Consider the following 23,035-nt stretch of genomic DNA (forward strand, 5'->3'; position numbering starts at 1 on the left):
GCCGACCACAAAGGAGACCCGCATGCGCGTCGTCATCGCCGGTGGCCACGGAAAGATCGCGTTGCTGACCGAACGCATCCTGGCCGAGCGCGGCGACGCGGTGACCGGGTTCATCCGCAACCCGGACCACGCTGCTGACCTGCAGGCCGCCGGCGCCGAACCCGTCGTTGTGGACCTGGAGAACACCGACATCGACACGGTGGCCGAACATCTGCGTGGCGCCGACGCGGTGATCTTCGCAGCCGGGGCCGGACCGGGCAGCGGTGCCGCACGCAAGGACACCGTCGACCGCGACGCCGCGATCCTGCTCGCCGACGCCGCCGAAGCCGCCGGCGTCGCGCGCTATGTGATGATCTCCTCGATGGGTGCCGATACGCAGGTTCCCGACGATGCGGCCGACGATGTCTTCGTCGCCTACTTACGCGCCAAGGGTGCCGCCGACGACGAAGTCCGTTCCCGCAGTGCACTGTCGGTGACCACTGTGCGCCCGGGTGTACTCACCGACGATCCCGGCAGTGGCCGCGTGCAGATCGCCGCGCACACCGGCCGGGGCAGCATTGCGCGCGCCGACGTGGCCGCGGTGCTCGTGGCGGTGCTCGATGCGCCCCACACCGGGGGCCTCACCTTCGAGGTGATCGCCGGGGAGACTCCGGTCGCCAAGGCAGTCGCCGCGCTGACCAAGTGAACGGCCTCAGGGCGCGAAGACGGCCTTGAATCGCTGCAACGAATCCGCGATATCGCTCTTCAACGCACCGGCCACCACCATGCCGATCGGGCCGAACAACGCCGGGCCACCCAGGTGGATGTCGAAGGTCACCGTCGACGCGCTCGGTTGCGCCTCGGAGGGCCTGATCTTGCCGATCAGCTTCACCTTGACCCCACCCTTGCCGTTGCCGTTGAGCGTCATGGTCTGCGGCGGCTTGTAGTTCACCACCGTCCATTGCACGCGATTGGGCATCCCCTTGACCTCGACGATGGACACCAACTCGGTGCCCTTCTCGATCGTGTCGGGCAGCTGGGAGCGCCACATCCGGTGGATCGACAACCACTCCCGGTAGCGCGACAGATCGGAAGCGCTTTCCCAGGCCTTGTCGGGTGGCAGCGGTACGTCGACGGAGACGGAGAGTTTGGCCATTGCGCTAGGAGACCGGCGGGGCGGTGGGCGGTTGCTGATCGCCGGGTGCCTGCGGCGGCCGCTGCTGGGCGTCACCCGGCTGGTCCGGGTTGTCCTTGGTGACATAGTTGCGGGCTGCGTCCTGCGCCTTATCGACATGCTCGGCGAACTTGCCCTGCGTCTTCTGGTCGAAGAAGTCGCCGGCCTTGTCGATCGCATCGGTGGCCTTGTCGGGGTTCTTCGACACCCAATCCTTCAGTTTGTCCAGGAACGACATGGCAGCGAGCCTACCGCTGCCGCCACAGCCGCCGGCGTTGCCCCAGCACCGCGCCCTGGGCCCACCAGATCACCTCGACGGCCAGCGCCCCGGCCAGACCGACACCCAACGCCATCGACGTGACCTGCACGTTCGACGCATCCAGGATGAACAGCTCGCGGGCCGCCGGAATGGAGAAGATGACCAGGTAGGCCGACGCCGATATCACGACCAGCGCAACGCGCCACCACTCGTAGGGCCGGGCCACACACGCCAGCACCCACAGCGCCGTCACCAGCAACGTGATCAGCGCCGCGGTGGACGCCTGGGTCTGTTCCACCTCCGAGGCACCCCGGCCCTGATAGGCCAGCAGATAGGAGGTGAACGTCGCGGTACCCACCACCACTCCGGACGGCAGCGCCGCAGTCATCACCCGCCGAACGAAACCGGGCTGGGCGCGCTCGGTGTTGGGCGCCAGGGACAAGACGAATGCCGGGATCCCGATGGTGAACCACGCAGCGATGGTGACGTGGATCGGCTGGAACGGGAACAGCAGCGGGTCGGTTCCGAACACCTTCGAGGCCAGCCCGGCCAACCCGACCAGCATCGCGAGCAGCACGGAGTACACCGTCTTGGTCAGGAACAGGTTGGAGACACGCTCGATGTTGCCGATCACCCGGCGGCCCTCGCCCACCACGTAGGGCAGGGTCGCGAACTTGTTGTCCAGCAACACGATCTGGGCCACCGCGCGCGACGCCGAACTGCCCGACCCCATCGCGACGCCGATGTCGGCGTCCTTGAGGGCGAGCACGTCGTTGACCCCGTCTCCGGTCATCGCCACCGTGTGTCCGCGCGACTGCAACGCGTGCACCATCGCCCGCTTCTGGTCCGGGCGCACCCGCCCGAATGTGGTGCACTCCTGCATCGTGTCGGCGAGCGCCTCGGGCTGCTCAGGCAGGTGACGCGCGTCCATCGTCTCGCCCTCGAGCCCGAGCGAACCGGCGACCGCCCCCACCGAAACGGCGTTGTCTCCGGAAATGACCTTGATCGAGACCTGCTGCGAAGCAAAGTAATTCAGGGTTTCCCGGGCATCGGGACGGATGCGCTGTTCGAGAACGACCAGCGCGTGCGGGGTGACGGTCCCCGGCGCGGCCGGGTGGTCGACCGACAGGTCACTGGACCCAAGCAGCAACACCCGCAAACCTGTGGCGCCGATCTGTTCGGCGGTTTCGGCCATCGGCGAGGACGGATCCAGCAGCACATCGGGCGCGCCGATCACCCAGTTGCCATGTGCCTCGTAGGACGCACCGCTCCACTTCGTGGCGGATTTGAAGGGCGCGGTGGCGGTGCAGGCCCACCCCGGCGGTGCCGGATAGGCCTCGGCGATCGCCGTCATGCTGGCGTTGGGGCGGGGATCGTCGGCGGCCAATTGTGCCAACACGTTGATGAACTCGCGTTGGTGGTCGTCGTCGGTGGCGCGCAGGTCGCAGACACGCATGCCGTTCTCGGTCAGCGTGCCGGTCTTGTCGGCGCACACCACATCGACGCGGGCCAAACCCTCGATGGCAGGTAGCTCGTTGACCAGGCATTGCCGCCGCCCGAGCCGAACCACCCCGACCGCGAACGCAATCGAGGTCATCAGCACCAGCCCCTCGGGCACCATCGGAACCAGCGCCCCGACCATCCGCAACACCGACTGACGCCACCCGGCATCGGTGGTGAACAGCTGGGTGTAGATGATCAGCAACCCAGCGGGCACCAACAGGTAGGTGATGAACTGCAGGATCTTGTTGATGCCGCTGCGCAGTTCGGATTTGACCAGGGTGAACTTGCTGGCTTCCTCGGCGAGCTTGGCGGCGTAGGCTTCCCGGCCCACCTTCGTCGCGCGGTACGCACCGCTGCCCGCCACCACGAAACTGCCCGACATCACATGGTCGCCGACATCTTTGGCAATCGGGTCGGCCTCACCGGTCAGCAGGGACTCGTCGACTTCGAGGTTGGTCTCCTCGACGATCTCACCGTCGACGACGATCTGGTCGCCGGGTCCCAGCTCGATCACGTCATCGAGCACCACCTCGCTGGGCAGCAGACGCCCAGACACCGGTCCGGCAGCACCCAATCGGCGCACCAACGGCCTGGCTTGCCCGACGATGGCCAGCTTGTCGAGCGTGTTCTTGGCCCGCAGCTCCTGGATGATGCCGATCGCGCTGTTGGCGATGATGAGCAGACCGAAGGCACCGTTGATGATCGACCCGGTGGCCAACACGATCAGGAACAGCACGCCGAGGATGGCATTGATGCGGGTCAGAACGTTGCCGCGGACGATCTCCGAGACGCTGCGCGCCGCACGGGTCGGCACATCGTTGCTTTGGCCCGCGGCTACCCGCGCGGCGACCTCGGCATCGGAGAGCCCCGTGACCAGTGAGGTGCTCATCGAGTGAAGGTCCCTTTTCCGTCCTGGTCGTAGTACTCGAGGGTCAGCCAATCGCCGTCGAAGGTCGCCTTGGAGATGCTGCCCGGCGGCGCGTTCTCGGTGGCGAGGGCAAAGGTGAACACGTCACCGTCCCAGTGATCCAAAGGCACCACCAGTTTCGGTCCGAGCGCCAACTCCAGCCCGTCGTCGGTCTCACGCACCCGCGCCGGCCCCCAGAACGAGTTGGAGTACTGACCGACGTAGCTGCTCAACGGGGCAGGCGCAATGGGCCGGGCCGGGGGCCGGACGCCGACCAGCGCCCCCACCGGCTTCACCATCTGCAGGAACGCTCCGTGGTAGAGCTCCCACCAGTCCTCCCGGATCTCGCCGAACTGCACCAGATCGGCGAACTCGGCGGTCAGTGTTTCCGGCACACCCGACGGGGTGGCATTGGTCAAGGCCACGATTGCGACGTCAGCAGACGGCAGCATGAGGAAGTTGGCGCCCGCGCCGAGTTCGAACGCACCCGAGTGGCTGAGTTGCTGGCGTGCCGCGGCGGTCGTGCCGACATTGAATCCGTAGCCGTAGAACCCTGATCGCGCGGCCGGGTCGGAGGCCCGGTCCGACACACTCTGCGGGGTCAGCGCCGGTCGCAGCGCCGCAGCATCGACGATCTGCTCGCCCTGATAGGTGCCCTCGGCCAGCACCATGGTCAGCCAGCGCGAAAGGTCGTTGACCGAACTGCTCACCCCGCCGGCGGGAGACTCGGCCTGCGGGTCGCGCACGTAGTCGGTCCGGTACTCGCCGTCGACGCGACGATGCCCCAGGGCACGGTTGGGGGCCACCGTGAAGTCGTCGAACCGCGAACTCGTAGAGGACATCCCCAGCGGTCGATACAGCACCCGCTCGCTGAGGTCCTCCCAAGACTGACCGGCGGCGGTCGCGACGGCCTCGGCGCCGGCGGTCAGCCCGAAATTGGTGTAGGCGTACGACACCCGAAAAGGGTCCAGCGGGTAATCGCGCAGCTTTTCCAGCACCAGACGCCGGTCGTAGCCGAGGTCTTCGAGCAGATCGCCGGCATGGTCGGGGAGCCCGGAGCGGTGGGCGTACATATCGCCGACGGTCACCATCTGGGTGACTGCGCGGTCGGCCAGCGCGAACCACGGCAGGTGATCGACCAGCGGGGTGTCCCAGCTGATCGCGCCCTGGCCGACCTGGTGAGCCACCACGGTGGCGCCCAGCGGTTTCGACAGCGAGGCCACCTGGAAGACGGTGTCCGGGTCGACCTGGTTGCCCGGCTGGTCACCCAACGCGATGTTCTTGACCCCGAAACCCTTGTTGTAGACGGTTTCTCCGTCGTGCACGACAGCGACCGCCATTCCGGGCAGGCCCGACTTCGTCATCAGATCGTCGACCAGTCCGTCGAGCCGGGACACGGCCTCGGCGACCGCGTTCTCCGGCAGGGGCATCGCCGGCACCAGCGGTGGAGGCAGCTGTTCGGCCGGAGCGGCCGTCGGCGCCTGGCTCGTGGTGGGACCGGCCGGTTCGACAGGATCAGCATGGTCGGCGCCACAACCGGCAAGCAGCGCGACCACCAAGGCGAGCGTGGCCAACCGGGCCGGGGGCGTCATGATCAGCACCGTAGCGCGTCAGGGTGGCCTACAGCCGCCACCACGGGTCCAACGTCGAACGCGGATCCACCCGCGCACCGGGCACCGGAACCGCGATCCGCACCTGCTCGAGGTCGGCGGCGACCAGCAGCCGTTCGGCGGGCTCGGCCCACGGATGCGGCGAGAGCCGGAAGGTGGCCCAGTGGATCGGCACCATCAGGCCACTGTCCCGGTCGGTCAGGTCGAGGTGGGCGCGGACCGCTTCCTCGGGGTTCATGTGGATGTCGGCGAACGCCGGGTGGTATGCCCCGATGGGCAGCAGCGTCAGGTCGAACGGGCCGTGTTCGACGCCGATCTCGGCGAAGCTCTTGGTGTATCCGGTGTCGCCACCGAAGTAGGCGCGGTGACGCGGACCGGCCACCACCCAGGACGCCCACAGGGTGGTGTCGCGACTGAACAACCGGCCGGAGAAGTGCCGGGCCGGTGTGCAGATCAGGGTGAGGTCGTCGATGCGGTGGGATTCGTCCCAATCCAGTTCGACGATCCGATTTTCCGGGATGCCCCACTTGCGCAGATGCGCCCCGATCCCCAACGGCACCACGAACGGAGCCCGCTGAGTCTGGGCCAACGCCACGATGGTGTCGATGTCGAGGTGGTCGTAGTGATCGTGACTGATCAGCACCGCATCCAGGGCCGGCAGCGCCTCGAGTGGCACCGGCACCTCGTGCATGCGCTGCGGACCGACCGTCCGAGACGGCGAGCACCGCCGGCTCCACACCGGATCGGCCAGCACCCGGTATCCGTCGACGTCGACGAGCACGCTGGAGTGGCCGTACCAGCTGGCCGCGATGCCGTCGACATCGGGTTCGGCGGCGCTGGGTTCGGCCATCGGGATCGGCCCTGGTGGCTTACCGGCGGATCCGGCGTTGGCGAGGTCGCGCAACAGTTTGCGCTGCATCTCGCGGTCCATCGTGATACCCGACGGCGGTTCGAGATTGGTGAACTTGCCGTCGCGGTAGTGCCGGGAGCGTCGGGCCGCCGGCGCAATCTCCGACGGGGTGGCGCCCAGCGACGCCGGCGTGCCCTGCAGCGCCCGCAGCACCCACCCACCAGCCAGCGCCGACGCGGTGCCCAGTCCGTAGCGCAGCGCGGTGTGTACGTCCATCACGCTCCCTGGAACCTCGGCGGCCGCTTCTCGATGCGCGCCACCTGTGCCTCGATGATGTCCTGGCTGGCCCAGGCGCGGTCGAAAAGTTCCCGATGCGCCGGCCACGGTTCCTCGTAGGCGCCGTCGTCGTTGAGAACCCGTTTGGCGTGCTGCAGCGCCAGCGGCGCGAATCCGGCGATCTCGTGCGCCCAGGCCTGCGCGTCGGCCAGGGTGCCGATCCGGTTGGCCATCCCGGTCTGCAGGGCCATGTCAGCGCTGAGCCGTTCGGCGGCCAAGAGCATGCCCCGAGCCCGACCGGCACCGACCAGTGATGTCAGTCGACGGATGCTCCAGTTGTCCAGCGCTATGCCGTATTTGGCAACCGGGAACTGGAAGTACGCGTCGGGTGCCACCACCCGCAGATCGCAGATCATCGACAGGATGACACCGGCGCCGATCGCCGGGCCGTTGATGGCCCCGATGACCGGCAGCGGCGCGGCATCGATTGCCAGGTTCAGCGCCCTGGCCTTGTCGGGCAGCTCATCGGCAACCCCCTGCCCGCCGGACAGGTCCGCCCCCGAACTGAAGACGTGACCCTGCCCGGTGAGCACGATCGCCCGGACGTCCTGTTCGGCGGCGTGCTCGATCGCCTCGCGCAGGCCGTCGACCAGTTCGGCGTTCAGCGCGTTGCGCCGCTCGGGTCGTTGCAGCTCGAGCGTCATCACATGGCCGTCCCGGGTGACTCCAATCATGAACCCACCCTATTAGCCTTTCTGGGGTGAGCCGGATCCGCGCCGTGGCGCTGCGCGACGCCGTCCTCGACGAGGGCTCCTTCGTGTCCTGGGACGGGCCGCCGCTAGCGGTCCCCACCAGCGACGCCTACCAGCGCGAACTGGCCGACGCCACCGCCGCGACCGGCCTCGACGAATCGGTCATCACCGGCGAAGGCCAGATCTTCGGCCGCCGGGTGGCACTGGTGGTGTGCGAGTTCGAGTTCCTGGCCGGCTCCATCGGCGTCGCCGCGGCCGAACGGATCATCACCGCCGTGCAGCGGGCCACCGCCGAGAAACTGCCGCTGCTGGCCTCGCCGAGCTCAGGCGGCACCCGGATGCAGGAGGGCACCGTCGCCTTCCTGCAGATGGTCAAGATCGCCGCCGCCGTGGAGCTGCACAAGCGTGCCCAGCTGCCCTACCTGGTGTACCTGCGCCACCCCACCACCGGCGGGGTGTTCGCGTCGTGGGGCTCGCTCGGTCACGTCACCGCGGCCGAACCCGGCGCGCTGATCGGGTTCCTCGGTCCCCGGGTATATGAACACCTCTACGGGGAACCTTTTCCGGCTGGTGTCCAGACCGCGGAGAACCTGCAGCGCCATGGCGTCATCGACGCCGTGGTGCCGCTGGAGCTGCTGCGCTCCACACTCGACCGCGCCCTGAAAGTGGTCTGGGACGATCCCGGGCCCGCTCCGCAGGCGCCGGTGTTCGAAGCGCTGCCCGAGGTCGACGCGTGGGAATCGGTGGAGGTGTCCCGACGCCCCGACCGGCCCGGTGTGGGCTACCTACTGCGCTACGGCTCCACCGAACGGGTGCTGCTGTCGGGCACCGGGCAGGGTGAGGCGGCGACGATGTTGCTGGCGCTGGCCCGCTTCGGCGGCCAACCGGCGGTGGTGCTCGGCCAGCAGCGCGTGGTCGGCGGGTTGGTCGGGCCGGCCGCCCTGCGCGAGGCCCGGCGCGGGATGGCGTTGGCGGCGAGCCTGCAGCTGCCGCTGGTGCTGGTGATCGACACGGCCGGGCCGGCGCTGTCGGCCGAGGCCGAGGAGGGCGGACTGGCCGGCGAGATTGCCCGTTGCCTGGCCGACCTGGTCACCCTGGACACCCCGACGGTGTCGGTGCTGCTCGGACAGGGCAGCGGCGGGCCGGCGCTGGCCATGGTGCCCGCCGACCGAGTTCTGGTAGCCCTGCACGGGTGGCTGGCACCGTTGCCACCCGAAGGGGCCAGCGCCATCGTCTACCGCGACGTCGACCATGCCCCGGAATTGGCTGCGGCGCAGGGCATTCGGTCGGCAGATCTGCTGCGCAACGGCATCGCCGACATGGTGATACCCGAGTATTCCGACGCCGCCGACGAACCGCGGGCATTCACCCAGCGGCTCTCGGACACCATCGGCGCGGAGTTGCACCGACTCCGACAGGCACCGGCCGCACAGCGCCTGGCCATTCGGTTGCAACGCTACCGACGTATCGGCCTGCCCTGACTTGGGTCAAGGTGCCATCAGCAGCGCCACACCGCCGAACCCGAGTTGCAGCACACACCCACCGAGCGCGATCGGCGCAGCGCGCTTCTGACGGGCCACCCGCCACACCACCACCGCGATGGTGACGAACAACAGCACCAGCCCGCCGTACTGAAGTTCCCGGACGTCACCCCGGGTCAGGAACAGCGCCGCCCGCCACAGGAATCCCTGCAACAACAGGAACAGCACGGCGCCACCGAAATCCTTGAGCCGCCAGGTCTCGTCGTTCTCGCTCACATCGTTCCTCACGCCAGCGCCAGCGCCGTCAGCATCGCCGCGGAGGTCAGTAGCAGCAGCGGCAACCGCAGCAGGCTCTTGCGCGTCCAGCGCACTGCGGCTGCCTGGTCGATGTCGGCGGGATCCTTACGTTCGAACTCCGCGCCTTTGGGGATCAGGTCGAACACCGACCACAGCCGCATTGTGGCGTGACTGAGCACAGCGACCAACAGCGCCGTCCCGACCCGGGTATCACCCCAGGTGAGCACCAGCGTGACGACCAGGAGCACTTCGAACGCCAACGGCGCCGGCAACCAGAATCGCACCCGTGCGATGCCGCCGTTGCGGGGCTGGATGATGCCGGGACGCCCCGGCCAGTACGGGTCGACGACGACGGCTTCGTAGATCGCGCCGCCCAGCGCGACGCAGGACATCAGGGTCGTGACGGCCAGCAGGACGAGCGTCGGGGTGGACACACCTACCGATTATCCAAATGCCAGGATGTGTCATGGCCCACATCCAGCCGTTCCGAATCGCGGTCCCCGACACCGACCTCGCCGATCTGCGGGACCGGCTGCACCGCACACGTTGGCCCGAAGCCGAATGTGTCGAGGACTGGAGCCAGGGTATCCCGCTGGCCTACACCCGCGAACTCGCCGACTACTGGGCCGACGAATATGACTGGCGCGCAAGGGAAGAGAAGCTCAATCAGTTCGACCAATTCACCACCGACATCGATGGCCTGCCCATCCACTTCATCCATCAGCGCTGCGCACGAGACGATGCCTTCCCACTGCTGATCACCCACGGCTGGCCCGGCTCGGTCGTCGAGTTCAGCAAGGTCATCGGCCCGCTGAACGACGCCGGATTCGACGTGGTGTGCCCGTCGCTGCCGGGATACGGTTTCTCCGGCAAGCCCACCACCACCGGATGGGGAATCGAGAAGATCGCCGACGCGTGGGACGAACTGATGGTCCGGCTCGGCTATGCGCGTTACGGCGCGCAAGGTGGCGACTGGGGTGCGGCGGTGACCACCCAGATCGGTCGCAACCGGCGTCACTGCGTGGCCATCCACACCAACATGCCGTTGGGCCGGCCGCCCAAGAGCCTCGGCGAGCCGACCGCCGAGGAAGCCGCGGCGTTGGAACGGCTCGCCTACTACCAGCGCTGGGACTCCGGCTACTCCAAACAGCAGTCGACCCGGCCCCAGACCCTCGGCTATGCACTCACCGACTCTCCGGTCGGCCAACTGGCCTGGATCGTCGAGAAGTTCTGGTCATGGACCGACTGCGATGGCCATCCAGAGAACGTACTGAGCCGTGACGAACTGCTCGACAACGTGATGCTCTACTGGCTGAACAGGACGGCGGCGTCCTCGGCCCGCTTGTACTGGGAGAGCTTCGGCAGCTTCGGCGGCGGAGAACCGGTGACGCTGCCCACCGGGGTGGCCGCGTTCCCCCGCGAGATCCTGCGTGCACCACGGCACTGGTGCCAAGACAACTACACCGACATCGTCCGCTGGACGGACATGCCCCGCGGCGGACACTTCGCCGCGTTCGAGCAGCCCGACCTGTTCGTCGACGACGTCGCGACGTTCTTCGCCCGATTCGCCGCCGCCGGCCAAGGTTGAAAACCAGCGCTATGCCAACGAGTCCACCCAGGAACGGTGCAGCGCGGCGTAGTGCCCACCCTGGCGGGACACCAGCTCGCCGGGAGCTCCGTCCTCGACGATGCGGCCGTGTTCGAGCACCAGCACCCGATCGGCGATCTGCACCGTCGAGAGCCGGTGGGCGATGACCAGCGCGGTGCGATCGGCCAGCACCGTTGCCAGCGCGCGTTGCACCAGTCGCTCACTGGGGATGTCCAATGACGACGTCGCCTCGTCGAGGATCAGCACCGCAGGGTCGGCCAGGAACGCGCGGGCGAACGCGACCAGCTGCCGTTGCCCGGCTGACAGCCGACCGCCGCGCTTGGCGACATCGGTGTCGTAACCGTCCGGCAGTGCCTCGATGAACTCCTGTGCACCGACGGCTTCGGCCGCAGCGCGGACTTCCTCGTCGGTGGCCTCGGGACGGCCGAACCGGATGTTGTCGGCGACACTGCCGCCGAACATGAAGTTCTCCTGGGTCACCATGACGATGTGGCGACGCAACTCCGGCTGCGCGATGTCACGCAGATCCACGCCGTCGAGGGTCACCGCCCCGGCGACCGGGTCATAGAAGCGGGTCACCAGCTTGGCGATCGTGGTCTTGCCCGCGCCGGTGGTGCCCACCAGCGCCACCGTCTGCCCGGCCGGCACCTCCAGGTTCAGGCCGGGTAGCACCGGTCTGCCCGGCGTGTACGCGAAACGCACGTCGCGCAACGCGATCTCACCGCGCACGCGCGCCAGTTCGGTCGGGCGCGCCGGGTCGGCGATGTCCGGCTTGCGGGCCAGCACACCGGCCAGTTTCTCCAGCGCCGACGCCGCCGACTGGAACGTGTTGAAGAACTGCGAAATTTCCTGCATCGGCTCGAAGAACATCCGCAGGTAGAGCAGGAACGCCGTCAGGGTGCCGATCGTCATCTCGCCGTGCAGCACCCGATAGCCGCCGTAGAGCAGCACCACGCCGGTGGTCAGGTTGCCCACAAGCTTGACGCCCGGCATGAACACCGCCAGCAGCTGGAAGGTGCGCTCGTTGATGGCGCGGTAGCGATCGGCGAGGTCTTCGAAGATTTCCTGGTTGCGCGGCTCACGGCGGTAGGCCTGCACCGCCTTGATGCCCGTCATCGTCTCGACGAACTGCACGATCACCAGTGCGGCCCTCTCCCGCACCTCGCGGTAGGTCTTCGACGACTCCCGGTGAAACCACCACACCAACAGCATCAGCACCGGGAACGCCGCCAGGCACATCAGGCCGAGTTCGACGTCGAGCACCACCAGCAGCACCGCGGTGCCGAACAACGTCAGCACCGCGGTGATCAGGCTGTCGAATCCGGTTTCGAGCATGTCCTGAATGGCTTCGACGTCGTTGGTCGAGCGGCTGACCACCCGCCCCGACGTGTAGCGATCGTGGAAGGCGATGTCGAGGCGGCCGAAGTGCCGGAAGACCCGTCGGCGCAGCTCGAGCAGAACCTGCTGACCGATACGGCCTGAGCGCCGCAGGAAGAACATCCTGCTGACCGCCTGGACGATCACCACTGCACCCAACGCACCGACGATCGTCATCAGCGTCTGCGCCGACCCGCCGTCGATCAGCGGCGGGATACCGTGGTCGATGCCCCGCTGCACCAACAGCGGAACCGACAGTCGCGCAATGTTTTCCACCACGACGACGATGGCCAGCACGGCCACACTCCACCGGTATGGCCGCAGCAGCGAACCGAGCAGGGCCCGCGCCTCGCGGCGGCGCGGCTGGGTCTCGTCGATCGGCAGGTCGGCGTGTTCGTCGAACCGGCCGCGCCAGTCCTGCGTCGTCATCGGAGGTTCTCCGCGATTTCCCGCGGACGCTCGGCCCCATCGTCGAGTACTTCGGCCTGCTCGTCGGCGGCCAGCAGATGCCGGTACGCGGGCACCTCGGCAAGAAGTTCGGCATGGGTGCCCACGTGGGTGATCGTCCCGTTCTGCAGCAACGCGACCCGGTCGGCGAGCAGCACCGTCGAGGCCCGATGCGCGACGACGACGCCGGTCACCTCGTGCAGCACCCGGCGCAGCGCCTCCTCGACGACGGCCTCGGTGTGCACGTCCAACGCCGAGAGCGTGTCGTCGAGCACCAGGATCTTCGGTTGCGCCAGGATCGCCCGGGCCAGCGAAAGTCGTTGCCGCTGACCGCCCGACAGGCTCATGCCTTGCTCTCCGATACGGGTTTCCAGGCCGAAGGGCAGGTCGTAGACGAACTGGGCGGCGGCCACCTCGATGGCCTGGTGCAGTTCTGCCTCGGACGCGTCCGGTCGGCCCAGCCTCAGGTTCTCCGCTACCGACATGGAGAACAACGTCGGGTCTTCGAATGCGGTGGCCACCGTCCGGCGCAGCGCGTCGATCGACAGTTCGCGGATGTCCTGAGCATCGACGCGGATCTCGCCCTCGGTGACGTCGTAGAGCCGCGAGAGCAACCCCACCAGCACCGATTTGCCGGAACCGGTGGCGCCGACCAACGCCAGCGTCTCCCCCGGCTCGACGGTGACGTTGACGTTCCTGAGGGCCCAACCCTGCGCGCCCGGGAACCGGAACCCGACATCGACCAATTCGAGCCGGCCGCGTCGCGGCGCCTGGTCGCGCGGACCGTCGGTGATGTCGCGCGGGGTGTCGAAGATCTCGGTGATCCGGTTGGCGGCGGTGAAGGACTCCTGGGTCATCGACAGCAGGAACCCCAGCGACGCGATCGGCCACACCAGCGACAGCATCATCGTGATGAACGCGACCAGCGTGCCCATCGTCAGCTGTCCCTGACCTGCGGCGTAGGCACCGAATCCCAGCACGACGATCAGCGTGAGATTCGGGATGATCTCCAGCAGGGTCCAGAACTTGGCCGACACCGCCACCCGGCGCACCTGTGTGTCGTAAAGGTCGGTGAGCTCGGCGTCGAACCGGCGGTAGACGTGATCCTCCCGGCCGAACGACTTGACCACCCGCAGCCCGTGCGCGGCTTCCTCGACATGGGTGGCGACGTTGCCGGCCTGGTCCTGCGCGAGCCGGGACAGCCGGGTGTATTCGCGCTGGAAGTGCAGCACCGTCAGGGTGATCGGCACGATCGAGACACCGACCACCACACCCAGCGGCCAGTACATCACCAGCAGGATCGCCGTGACGACGGTGATCTGCAGGACATTGAGCAGCAAGAACAGCATCCCGAACGACATGAACCGGCGAATGGTGCCCAGATCGTTCATGATCCGCGACAGCAGCTGTCCAGAGTCCCACCGACCGTGAAACGACATCGGCAGGATCTGCAGCTTCGCGTAGAGGTCCTTGCGGATGTCGGCCTCGACACCCATCGTCGCGCGGGCGACCAGCCAGCGACGGATGAACCACAACACCGCTTCGGCGCACCCGATCCCCAGGGCCGCAGAGCCCAGGACCCAGAGTCCTTGTTGATCCTGATTGCGCACCGGACCGTCGATGACGGCTCTGGTCATCAACGGGATGGCAATCGTGGCCGACAGGCTGGCCAGCGCCACGACGAACATCGCGATCCAGCGCACCCGATAGGGCATCAGATACGGCAACAACCGCCAGAGGTCCGAGCTCGCTTTCGGCCGATCCTGCGGCGGTGCGATTACCGGGGCCGCGCGCAGCGCGGTCGGTCCAGAGTCAGCCACTGAGAAGATCTTCCCATTGCGCGCAAGCGGATAACTCGTCTGCCGACCTGGCCTTCCCGCGACGCGCCACCGTGTGCTGACCGGCAGCCACGCACATGCGCCGTTCGGTGCCGAACTGCGTGCGATACAACTCGGCGTAGCGGCCGCCGCGGGCCAGCAACTCGGTGTGGGTACCGCGTTCGACGATGCGGCCGTCCTCGATGACCAGGATCACATCGGCTGCCCTGACCGTGGACAGCCGGTGGGCGATGACCAGCGACGTCCGCCCGGCCAGCGCCTCGGCGAGGGCCTGCTGGACCGCGGCCTCCGATTCGGAGTCCAGTGCCGCCGTCGCCTCGTCGAGCACGACCACCTGCGGGGACGCCAGCAACAAGCGCGCAATGGTCAGGCGCTGCCGCTGCCCACCGGACAGGCGGTAGCCGCGCTCGCCGACGATGGTGTCCAACCCGTCGGGCATCGCCGCGACGACGTCGTCGAGGCGTGCCCGGCGCAGGGCCTCCCACACCTGCTCATCCGTAGCGCCGGGGGATGCCAGCAGCAGGTTCGACCGGATCGACTCGTGGAACAGATGCCCGTCCTGGGTGACGAAGCCGACGGTGTCCTTCAGCGACGCGAACGTCGCGTCCCGCACGTCGAGGCCGTTGAGCCGCACAGCGCCGTGGTGTACGTCGTAGAGCCTCGCCAGCAGCGAGGCGATCGTCGACTTTCCCGCGCCGGAGGAGCCCACCAGCGCCACCATCTGCCCGGGCTCGGCGGTGAACGAGATCCCGTGCAGCACGCGTTCACCGCCGCGGTGGTCGAGCTCGGCGACCTCCTCCAGCGACGCCAGTGACACCTGGTCGGCGGCCGGGTAACCGAAGCCGACGTCGTCGAACTCCACGCGGACCGGTCCGTCGGGGACGGCGGTGGCCTGTGGGCTTTCCCGGATCAGCGGAACCAGGTCGAGAACCTCGAAGACCCGCTCGAAACTGACCACGGCAGTGGCCACCTCGACTCGCGCATTGGCCAACGCGGTCAACGGCGCATAGAGCCGGGTCAGCAGCAACGCCAGCGACACGATCGCGCCGGCCTGCAGCTGACCGCCGAGGGCCAGTGCTCCGCCGAGTCCGTAGACCAGCGCCAGTGCCAGCGCCGACATCAGCGTCAACGAGTTCATGAACGTCGCCTGCAGCATCGCGCTGCGTACCCCGATGTCGCGAACCCGCGCGGCCCGGTTCCGGAACTCACCGGACTCGATGACCGGGTCACCGAAGAGCTTGACCAACGTGGCGCCCGGTGCGGAGAACCGCTCGGTCATCTGGGTGTTCATCGTCGCGTTGTGCGCCGATGCCTCCCGCGACAGCGCGGCCATCTTGGCGCCGATTCGCCGGGCCGGGATCAGGAACAGCGGCATCAGCGCCAGCGACAGCAGCGTGATCTGCCACGAGATGCTCAGCATCACCACCAACGTCAACGTCAACGTGACCAGGTTGGCCACCACACCGGACAGCGTGTCGGAGAATGCGCGCTGAGCACCCATGACGTCGTTACCCAACCGGCTGACCAGCGCGCCGGTCCGGGTCCGGGTGAAGAATGCGATCGGCATCCGTTGGACATGGTCGAAAACCGCGGTACGCAGGTCCAGGATGAGCCCCTCACCGATCGTCGACGACAGCCACCGGGTGACCAGCGACAAACCCGCCTCGGCGAGCGCCACCACGGCGATGACCGCCGCCAGCAGCACCACCACCCGCACGGCGCCGGCGCCGGTGATCTCGTCGACCACGCGTCCGGCCAACAACGGTGTGGCGACCGTGAGAACCGCGCTGACCACGCTGACCGCCAGGAACACCGACAGTCTGCGGTGGTGTCGGCTCGCGAACCGCCAGATACGCACCAGTAGGCGACGGTCCGCCATCGAGTGCAGATCGCCGCCACGCGCGTGGGTTTGGCGGTACAACGACTGCCGGGCCACCGTCTCCAGATTCATGAATTCACCGTAGAACCTCAACAATGGGTGAGGTCAAAGCCTTCCCTGGTTCAGCGCGGCGCGCAGTTGTGGGTACTTGCCCGCACCATGACAGAGTTTGCAGGCGTGACAGAGTCCCGACATCGCCTTGCCCGTTGGGAGCGGCGCACCGAATGGCCACTGGCCGGTTTGGCGCTGCTGTTCCTCGCCGCCTACAGCATCGAGGTGCTGGCAGAACCGCAGGGCGGCGCCGCGGTCGTGGTTCGCGCCGTCGGCGGGCTCACCTGGGCGTCCTTCGCCGTCGACTATGTGGTGCGGCTGGCGCTGGCCACCGATCGCTGGCGCTGGTTCTACCGGCACCTGTTCGACCTGGCCATCGTGGCACTTCCGCTGCTACGTCCCCTGCGATTGCTGCGGCTTGTCACTTTGATCGCCGTGCTCCAACGCGTGGTCGGCGACGCGATCCGCGGCAAGGTGGTGCTCTACACCGTCACCGGGGCAGTGTTGCTGGTCTACGTCGCGTCGCTGGCCGTGCTGCAGGCCGAGCGGCGCCAACCTGATGCCGACATCACCAGCTTCGGCGACGCGCTGTGGTGGGCCATGACCACGATCACCACGGTGGGGTACGGCGACGTGACGCCGGTGTCGACCACCGGACGGGTGATCGCGGCCGTGCTGATGATCGGCGGGATCAGTCTGGTGGGTTCCATCACAGCCACGTTGGCGTCCTGGATCGTGCAACGCGTCGCCGACGAGGACGCCACCGGCCGGGAAGTCACCACCGCGCATATCGACGAACTGCTCACCGAGATCCGTGACCTGCGCGGGGAGGTGACCCGCCTCGGCGGGGCCCCATCGTCACGTGCGGTCCCCGACAACTAGCGGTCCGCCGGCAAATCAGCACTGCCAGGTCCCCCAGCACGGCCGCCGCATCAGGCAAGATTGCGTGCATGGACAGTGCAGTGGGTTCACCCCGGGTGCTCGTGGTCGATGACGATCCCGACGTGCTCGCCTCACTCGAGCGTGGTCTGCGGCTGTCCGGGTTCGAGGTGGCCACGGCTGTCGACGGTGCCGAAGCGTTGCGCAGCGCCACCGAGACCAAGCCCGACGCGATCGTGCTCGACATCAACATGCCGGTGCTCGACGGCGTGTCGGTGGTGACCGCGCTGCGCGCGATGGACAACGACGTGCCGGTGTGCGTGCTGTCAGCCCGTTCCTCGGTCGACGATCGGGTGGCCGGCTTGGAGGCCGGCGCCGACGACTATCTGGTCAAGCCGTTCGTGCTGGCTGAGCTGGTGGCGCGGGTCAAGGCGTTGCTGCGCCGCCGCGGGTCGACCGCGACGTTCTCCTCCGAGACGATCGCGGTCGGGCCGCTGGAGGTCGACATCCCCGGCCGACGCGCCCGCGTCGACGGTGTCGACGTCGACCTGACCAAACGCGAGTTCGATCTGCTGGCGGTACTGGCCGAGCACAAGACCGCGGTGCTGTCCCGCGCGCAGCTGCTGGAGCTGGTGTGGGGTTATGACTTCGCCGCCGACACCAACGTCGTCGACGTGTTCATCGGATACCTGCGGCGCAAGCTGGAAGCCAACGGCGCGCCTCGACTTCTGCACACCGTGCGCGGTGTCGGTTTTGTGCTCAGGCAGCAGTAGACGGCCATGTTGACCCGCATCTTCCGCCGCACACCGTCCCTGCGTACCCGGGTGGCGTTCGCCACTGCCATCGCGGCCGCGATCGTCTGCGGCATCGTCGGAACGGTGGTGTGGATCGGCATCACCCAGGACCGCAAGGAGCGGCTGGATCGCCGGCTCGACGAGGCGGCAGGCTTCGCGGTGCCGTTCGTGCCCAGGGGTCTCGACGAGATCCCCAAGTCGCCCAACGATCAGGACGCGACGATCACGGTGCGTCGCGGTGGCGCTGTCTCATCCAACTCGAATGTGGTGCTGCCCGAGCTCGAACCGGGCTACGCCGACACCTACATCGACGGGGTGCGCTACCGGGTCCGCACCGTCGAGCTGTCCACCCCCGAACCGATGTCGGTGGCCGTCGGCGCCACCTACGACTCGACCATCGCCGACACCAACAATCTGCACCGGCGGGTGTTGATCATCTGCACACTGGCTGTCGGCGCCGCCACCTTCGGCGGGTGGTTGTTGGCGGCATTCGCGGTGCGACCGTTCAAGCGGCTTGCCCAGCAGACCCGTTCCATCGACGCCGGCGACGAGCGACCCGACGTGGAGGTGCGCGGCGCCACCGAGGCAGTGGAGATCGCCGACGCGGTCAACGGGCTGCTGCAGCGCATCTGGAAGGAACAGGACCGCACCAAGTCCGCGCTTGCGTCGGCGCGTGACTTCGCGTCGGTGTCGGCCCATGAGTTGCGCACCCCGCTGACGGCGATGCGGACCAATCTGGAAGTGCTCTCGACCCTCGACCTGGCCGAGGAACAGCGCAAGGAAGTCGTCAACGATGTGATTCGCACCCAGACCCGCATCGAGGCCACGCTCGGCGCGTTGGAGCGGTTGGCCCAGGGCGAGCTCTCCACCGCCGACGACCACGTGCCCGTCGACATCACCGAGCTGCTCGACCGGGCGGCCCACGACGCCATGCGGGTCTACCCGGATCTGGAGGTGTCGCTGGTGCCGGCGCCGACGGTGATCATCGTCGGGCTGCCCGCCGGTCTGCGGCTGGCTGTGGACAACGCGATCGCCAACGCGGTCAAGCACGGCGGCGCCAACCGGGTGCAGCTGTCGGCGGTCAGCTCTCGTGCCGGTGTCGAGATCGCGGTCGACGACGATGGTGTCGGCGTTCCGGAGGAGGAACGCCAGGTGGTCTTCGATCGGTTCTCCCGCGGTTCCACGGCATCGCATTCGGGATCCGGGCTGGGCTTGGCGTTGGTGGCTCAGCAGGCCGAGCTGCACGGCGGAACCGCGTCGCTGGAGGCCAGCCCGCTGGGTGGGGCCAGGCTGCTGCTGCGGCTACCCGGGCATACCTAGCTAGCGGGTGGCCAGCAGGTCGATGACAAAGATCACGTCATCGGGTGGCCAGCAGGTCGATGACAAAGATCACGTCATCGGGTGGCCAGCAGGTCGATGACAAAGATCACGTCATCGGGTGGCCAGCAGGTCGATGACAAAGATCAGCGTCTTACCGGACAGCCGGTGCCCGCCGCCCGCCGGGCCGTAGGCCAGCGCCGGTGGCACGACCAGCTGGCGACGACCACCGACCTTCATCCCTGGAATGCCGTCCTGCCAGCCTTGGATGAGCCCGCGCAGCGGGAACTCGATCGACTCACCGCGGTTCCACGAGCTGTCGAACTCTTCGCCGGTGTCGTACTCCACGCCGACGTAGTGCACCTCGACATTGGCGCCGGCGACGGCCTCGGGACCGTCGCCGACCACCAGATCGCTGATCACCAGTTCGGCGGGTGGCGGGCCGTCGGGAAACTCGATCTCGGGCTTCTGCCCGGATGGGGAAGTCATCAGGTCAGCCTACGTGTGTTCGCGAAAGTGCCCTCACGCTAGTTGTGGTCGCTCGGTGGCGACGCTGAGTGCACTCTCGCGGCGGCGACGAGGTGTCGAGATCGCGGTACCGGGGCAGACTGCAGGTGTGGTCAAAGACGAAGACATCCTCGCCCGGGTGAACGAGCTCGTCGCCGAGGAACAAGAACTGCGGTCCAATCTCCAGCACGGCGAGGCCGACCAGTCCGAGGAGAACCGGCGGCTGCGCGCTGTGGAGGTCCAGCTCGACCAGTGCTGGGACCTGCTGCGCCAGCGGCGGGCATTGCGCGATGCCGGCGGGGATCCGCGCGAAGCGCAGGTACGGCCGGCCGACGAGGTCGAGGGTTACTTGAACTGACCCGCTACTGCGAACCGTCGGGCGGGCAGTTGATCGACACGTAAGCCGCCGGCGGTGCAGCGGTGTCGATGCTGGTGACGGTGCACTGGGACAGCGGGATGTTCGACGGTGTGCCGGCCACCCAGTTGATGTGCACGTTGAATCCCTGATTGGTCAGATCGCGGATGGTGTCACCGGGGGATTCCGATCCGGCCGCCGGTTGTGCCAGCGCACCCGGTGCGACCATGGCCGAACCCACCCACAGGGCCGCGACCAGCAGGACAACGATGCGTCGTGTGGTGATTGCCATCGTGCTCCTCGTCGAAGACCTGCGCTGATCGTCGTGTCTTTTCTTCGTGGCAGTCGTCCCGGCCGTTACCCACCTGGCGGAACAGCGGGAGCGGGGGGCTCCAGCGGCTGGTTCAGCGTGGTCAACGGGCGCTGGCCCAGTAGTGCACCGTCCAGTCCCCCGGCTTGGTAGGTCTCCCAGAGCCGCCGGAGGTAGTCGGCTGCTCCGACGTCGGCATGCTCGCGCCCCGGTTCCACGCCGAACATCTCACCCTCGCCCGGCGCGGAGGGCACAAGATGCTGGGGCAACAGGTATTGATTGTTGAGCGGGTTGAGGTTCGGCGGCGCAACAGGGGCCGTGCCGGGCGCGGACGGAACGGGGTGCTGGCCCAACGCGAGTTCGGCGCCGGGGGGCCCGAACGGCGTCAGCCCCGGCGGCAGCCCGCCGACGCCGACGGGTGATCCGCTCTGCGCCAGGGGAAACAGGGGGTGCGCCGGCGGGGGTGGTGGTGCGGCGACCGGCGGCGGCGCGGGCGGGGGGTCGACGGGCGGTACCGGTTGGGCCGCGGCCGTTGGCACCAACGCCAGGATGGCCGACAGCGGGACGAGCATGGCCAGGATCGCAATCGGAGCCACGTCACACCGCCTTCGCCACGCCGTAATAGGCGACGATGTCATCTGCGGTGTCGGTCGAGCTCGTCAAGATCGCATAAGAGCGCAGAAACGACTGACCGATACAACCGTCGATCTTGATGTGCGCGTCTTTGACGGTGACCCGCGGGTCGGTGCCGGTAAAATCCTTCTGCGTGAGCTGGACGGTGATCACCTCACCGGGCTGGGGGAACACCTCGATCTGGGCGGTCACCGGGGTCCGCACAGAGTCGAGTAGGCCGATCGCATTCAGTGACGGCCAAAGGCCTACCGAGCCGTTCAGCTTGACCACATTGAGGCTGATCCCGCATCCGATCTGGTAGCCCACCTCAAGCGTTCCACCACTCAGTTCCTCGCTGCCGGAACCCTTCACGCTGCCGGTGAAGGTGCCGGCGACGAGGTACTCCCGCGACGACAGCGCTGTCGTCAACGGAGCCACGGCGACCTGGACCTCGTCCCGCGCGGCGACCGTGAGTTCCCACCCGTCGGGGGTGACCACGGTTCCGGGCGCAGCGGAGGGCACCGCGCCGTCCGGTGGTGTCGCCAGGCCGGCCACCGGCGCCACGCCGGCATCGGGTTGCGCGCCGGTGTCGGGCTGCGCACCGGCATCCGGCTGCGCCGCCACGGTCGGCATCGGAAGAACGAGTACGCACACGGCGGCAATGAGGCTCAATACTCGTGAGGTCACCGACATCTCACACCACCGTGATCTGACCGGCGTAGGTGACGATGTCGGAGGTATCGGCGGTCGAACTGGTGAAGGTGGCATAAGACTGCATGAAGGACTGGCCGACGCACCCGTCGACCCGAACCCGGAATCCGTTCACGGTGACGCGCGCGTGATCACCTGTGAAACTCTTCTCCCCCACCGGGACCAGTGTGACGGTGCCCGGCCGCAGGTTCACCTTGACCTGGCCGGTCAACGGGAACTCGACATTCGGGTCCAGACTGAGCCGCGGAGTGGTGCCCGCGATGCCGAGCAGCTCTACCGGGCCACCGATGATGCCGCAGCCGATCCGGTACCCGACCACCAGCGAACCGCCCGACAGTTCGGTCCTGCCCGTGCCGCTGACCTCGCCGGTGAACGTGCCGCCCACCAGGTACTCGCGGGAGGTCAGTGCAGTCGTCAACGGGGGCACCGGTTCGTGGGTCTCGTCCTTGGCTGCGACTGTCAGGTTCCACCCTTCCGGGGTTTCCAGATATCCCGGGGGTGACGACGGCACCGCTGAGGCCGGCGGGGCCGACTCCACCACCGATTCCGTCACGACGGGCCCGGTATCGGGCGCCGGCTGCGCAACCCCGTGCGCCGTCACCCCGAACGGGGCCAACACGCCGGCGACCGTCAGCACGACCGACAACACTCGCATGCACCCAACGCCTTTCGACACACCCATTGCATAGCCGATCAAAGGGTACGGTGTCCTGGCAGCTAATGCCGGGGAACGAGGGGGCAGTTTGTCGTGTGCCGAAACGTCATTCGCCGGTCGCGGCCAGGAGGACCGCTCGTCATCGCCGCGTCCGGTTTCGCGATGGCCTCGCTGATGGCGGGGCCTTCGGCGTCGGCCCAGCCCGAGCCCGCGGCCCCCGAGGCAGTTGCGGCGTGCACGCAGTTCGCCCGCGCGCTCGACATGGCCGCGCTGAGTTACTCCGATTTCGCCAACGCACTCGCACTCGGCGACGTTCGCCCGGACTATTCCGACCCCGTCGTGTCCTCCAGCAATGTGTACGGTCGCACCGGACTGCGCGAAGCGGTGAGCACGGCGGCGAGCGCGTCGCGAACACCTGGACTGGCACCGCAGATCGCGGCGCCGATGCGGTCCTGGGTGTTGAGCGCGACCAAGCTTGTGGTGCTGATGGGGCTGCATGTCGGCGTCGACCGGTTCAACAGCAACGCTGCCGAGATCAACGCAGACACCGAGGCCGTGCAACAAGCCTGCGCCGACGCCGGCACACAGGCTTAGCCGACCACCACC

The 23,035-nt window shown here is 67.8% G+C and carries 24 protein-coding genes; 8 read left to right on the forward strand and 16 right to left on the reverse strand.

Annotation, left to right across the window (positions count from 1 at the left end; translation table 11 throughout):
• The first annotated feature begins 22 nt into the window (after nucleotides 1-22).
• Nucleotides 23-685 (forward strand): NAD(P)H-binding protein, encoded by a 663-nt coding sequence (locus KXD98_RS21695; RefSeq protein ID WP_260760357.1) that lies wholly within the window; start codon nucleotides 23-25, stop codon nucleotides 683-685.
• Nucleotides 686-691: 6 nt separating this feature from the next.
• Here the strand turns inward: KXD98_RS21695 and KXD98_RS21700 are convergent, their stop codons facing one another.
• Genes KXD98_RS21700 through KXD98_RS21725 form a run of 6 tightly spaced genes read right to left on the reverse strand, consistent with a single transcriptional unit; the run spans nucleotide 692 to nucleotide 7,292 of the window.
• Complete coding sequence (locus KXD98_RS21700; protein WP_260760358.1) at nucleotides 692-1,135, reverse strand: SRPBCC family protein; 444 nt, start codon at nucleotides 1,133-1,135, stop codon at nucleotides 692-694.
• Nucleotides 1,136-1,139: 4 nt separating this feature from the next.
• Nucleotides 1,140-1,391: an antitoxin gene (locus KXD98_RS21705; RefSeq protein WP_260760359.1), complete on the reverse strand. Its 252-nt coding sequence runs from the start codon at nucleotides 1,389-1,391 to the stop codon at nucleotides 1,140-1,142.
• A gap of 10 nt (nucleotides 1,392-1,401) precedes the next feature.
• On the reverse strand, nucleotides 1,402-3,804 hold the full coding sequence (locus KXD98_RS21710) for a cation-translocating P-type ATPase (RefSeq protein ID WP_260760360.1): 2,403 nt from the start codon (nucleotides 3,802-3,804) through the stop codon (nucleotides 1,402-1,404).
• Entirely contained in the window at nucleotides 3,801-5,414 is a 1,614-nt protein-coding gene (locus tag KXD98_RS21715; protein ID WP_260760361.1) for a serine hydrolase, read from the reverse strand. Before KXD98_RS21715 ends, KXD98_RS21710 begins: the two co-directional genes overlap by 4 nt.
• A gap of 28 nt (nucleotides 5,415-5,442) precedes the next feature.
• Nucleotides 5,443-6,558, reverse strand: a complete 1,116-nt coding sequence (locus KXD98_RS21720) for an MBL fold metallo-hydrolase (protein WP_260760362.1) — start codon at nucleotides 6,556-6,558, stop codon at nucleotides 5,443-5,445.
• The gene (locus KXD98_RS21725; protein WP_260760363.1) at nucleotides 6,558-7,292 is read right to left on the reverse strand and encodes an enoyl-CoA hydratase; all 735 of its coding nucleotides are present in this window, start codon (nucleotides 7,290-7,292) and stop codon (nucleotides 6,558-6,560) included. The genes KXD98_RS21720 and KXD98_RS21725 overlap by 1 nt, the downstream gene beginning before the upstream one ends.
• Nucleotides 7,293-7,318: 26 nt before the next feature.
• Between KXD98_RS21725 and KXD98_RS21730 the strand changes: the two genes are divergently transcribed.
• The gene (locus KXD98_RS21730; RefSeq protein ID WP_260760364.1) at nucleotides 7,319-8,791 is read left to right on the forward strand and encodes a carboxyl transferase domain-containing protein; all 1,473 of its coding nucleotides are present in this window, start codon (nucleotides 7,319-7,321) and stop codon (nucleotides 8,789-8,791) included.
• A gap of 6 nt (nucleotides 8,792-8,797) precedes the next feature.
• Here KXD98_RS21730 and KXD98_RS21735 read toward each other — a convergent pair whose 3' ends face one another.
• Nucleotides 8,798-9,067, reverse strand: coding sequence for a hypothetical protein (locus tag KXD98_RS21735; protein ID WP_260760365.1), 270 nt, complete (start codon nucleotides 9,065-9,067; stop codon nucleotides 8,798-8,800).
• Between the two features lie 8 nt (nucleotides 9,068-9,075).
• Entirely contained in the window at nucleotides 9,076-9,522 is a 447-nt protein-coding gene (locus KXD98_RS21740) for a hypothetical protein (RefSeq protein ID WP_260760367.1), read from the reverse strand.
• Between the two features lie 32 nt (nucleotides 9,523-9,554).
• Here KXD98_RS21740 and KXD98_RS21745 point away from each other — a divergent pair, with 32 nt between their 5' ends.
• Nucleotides 9,555-10,676, forward strand: coding sequence for an epoxide hydrolase family protein (locus tag KXD98_RS21745; protein ID WP_260760368.1), 1,122 nt, complete (start codon nucleotides 9,555-9,557; stop codon nucleotides 10,674-10,676).
• Between the two features lie 9 nt (nucleotides 10,677-10,685).
• Here KXD98_RS21745 and KXD98_RS21750 read toward each other — a convergent pair whose 3' ends face one another.
• From KXD98_RS21750 to KXD98_RS21760, 3 genes are read right to left on the reverse strand one after another with little or no spacing between them, the layout of a single operon-like run.
• A complete protein-coding gene (locus KXD98_RS21750; protein WP_260760369.1) occupies nucleotides 10,686-12,503 on the reverse strand; it encodes an ABC transporter ATP-binding protein in 1,818 nt (605 codons plus the stop codon).
• The gene (locus tag KXD98_RS21755) at nucleotides 12,500-14,341 is read right to left on the reverse strand and encodes an ABC transporter ATP-binding protein (protein WP_260760370.1); all 1,842 of its coding nucleotides are present in this window, start codon (nucleotides 14,339-14,341) and stop codon (nucleotides 12,500-12,502) included. The genes KXD98_RS21750 and KXD98_RS21755 overlap by 4 nt, the downstream gene beginning before the upstream one ends.
• A complete protein-coding gene (locus KXD98_RS21760; RefSeq protein WP_260760371.1) occupies nucleotides 14,334-16,310 on the reverse strand; it encodes an ABC transporter ATP-binding protein in 1,977 nt (658 codons plus the stop codon). The genes KXD98_RS21755 and KXD98_RS21760 overlap by 8 nt, the downstream gene beginning before the upstream one ends.
• 105 nt (nucleotides 16,311-16,415) lie before the next feature.
• Here KXD98_RS21760 and KXD98_RS21765 point away from each other — a divergent pair, with 105 nt between their 5' ends.
• The 3 genes from KXD98_RS21765 (at nucleotide 16,416) to KXD98_RS21775 (ending at nucleotide 19,282) form a co-directional block, all read left to right on the forward strand.
• Nucleotides 16,416-17,171 carry a potassium channel family protein gene (locus KXD98_RS21765; RefSeq protein WP_260760372.1) on the forward strand — a complete coding sequence of 252 codons (756 nt, stop codon included), beginning with the start codon at nucleotides 16,416-16,418 and terminating at the stop codon, nucleotides 17,169-17,171.
• A 68-nt stretch (nucleotides 17,172-17,239) separates the two neighbouring features.
• Complete coding sequence (gene prrA, locus KXD98_RS21770) at nucleotides 17,240-17,941, forward strand: two-component system response regulator PrrA (RefSeq protein WP_396881810.1); 702 nt, start codon at nucleotides 17,240-17,242, stop codon at nucleotides 17,939-17,941.
• 6 nt (nucleotides 17,942-17,947) lie between these two features.
• The gene (locus KXD98_RS21775; RefSeq protein ID WP_260760373.1) at nucleotides 17,948-19,282 is read left to right on the forward strand and encodes a HAMP domain-containing sensor histidine kinase; all 1,335 of its coding nucleotides are present in this window, start codon (nucleotides 17,948-17,950) and stop codon (nucleotides 19,280-19,282) included.
• A gap of 111 nt (nucleotides 19,283-19,393) precedes the next feature.
• Here KXD98_RS21775 and KXD98_RS21780 read toward each other — a convergent pair whose 3' ends face one another.
• Nucleotides 19,394-19,768, reverse strand: coding sequence for an FKBP-type peptidyl-prolyl cis-trans isomerase (locus tag KXD98_RS21780; RefSeq protein WP_260760375.1), 375 nt, complete (start codon nucleotides 19,766-19,768; stop codon nucleotides 19,394-19,396).
• Between the two features lie 127 nt (nucleotides 19,769-19,895).
• Between KXD98_RS21780 and KXD98_RS21785 the strand changes: the two genes are divergently transcribed.
• Nucleotides 19,896-20,144, forward strand: coding sequence for a DUF2630 family protein (locus tag KXD98_RS21785; RefSeq protein ID WP_260765343.1), 249 nt, complete (start codon nucleotides 19,896-19,898; stop codon nucleotides 20,142-20,144).
• 4 nt (nucleotides 20,145-20,148) lie between these two features.
• On the opposite strand, the gene KXD98_RS21790 is transcribed toward KXD98_RS21785, so the two are convergent.
• The 4 genes from KXD98_RS21790 to KXD98_RS21805 all read right to left on the reverse strand — a co-directional run bounded on the left by KXD98_RS21790 (nucleotide 20,149) and on the right by KXD98_RS21805 (nucleotide 22,429).
• Nucleotides 20,149-20,433 carry a hypothetical protein gene (locus tag KXD98_RS21790; protein ID WP_260760376.1) on the reverse strand — a complete coding sequence of 95 codons (285 nt, stop codon included), beginning with the start codon at nucleotides 20,431-20,433 and terminating at the stop codon, nucleotides 20,149-20,151.
• A 65-nt stretch (nucleotides 20,434-20,498) separates the two neighbouring features.
• Nucleotides 20,499-21,047 carry a hypothetical protein gene (locus KXD98_RS21795; protein WP_260760377.1) on the reverse strand — a complete coding sequence of 183 codons (549 nt, stop codon included), beginning with the start codon at nucleotides 21,045-21,047 and terminating at the stop codon, nucleotides 20,499-20,501.
• Between the two features lies 1 nt (nucleotide 21,048).
• Nucleotides 21,049-21,696, reverse strand: a complete 648-nt coding sequence (locus KXD98_RS21800) for an MspA family porin (protein ID WP_260760379.1) — start codon at nucleotides 21,694-21,696, stop codon at nucleotides 21,049-21,051.
• Between the two features lie 61 nt (nucleotides 21,697-21,757).
• Nucleotides 21,758-22,429: an MspA family porin gene (locus tag KXD98_RS21805; protein ID WP_260760380.1), complete on the reverse strand. Its 672-nt coding sequence runs from the start codon at nucleotides 22,427-22,429 to the stop codon at nucleotides 21,758-21,760.
• A gap of 162 nt (nucleotides 22,430-22,591) precedes the next feature.
• Between KXD98_RS21805 and KXD98_RS21810 the strand changes: the two genes are divergently transcribed.
• Nucleotides 22,592-23,023, forward strand: a complete 432-nt coding sequence (locus KXD98_RS21810) for a hypothetical protein (protein WP_260760381.1) — start codon at nucleotides 22,592-22,594, stop codon at nucleotides 23,021-23,023.
• Nucleotides 23,024-23,035 lie beyond the last annotated feature (12 nt).

It is taken from the genome of Mycobacterium sp. SMC-4 (genome assembly GCF_025263265.1).
GTDB lineage: Bacteria > Actinomycetota > Actinomycetes > Mycobacteriales > Mycobacteriaceae > Mycobacterium.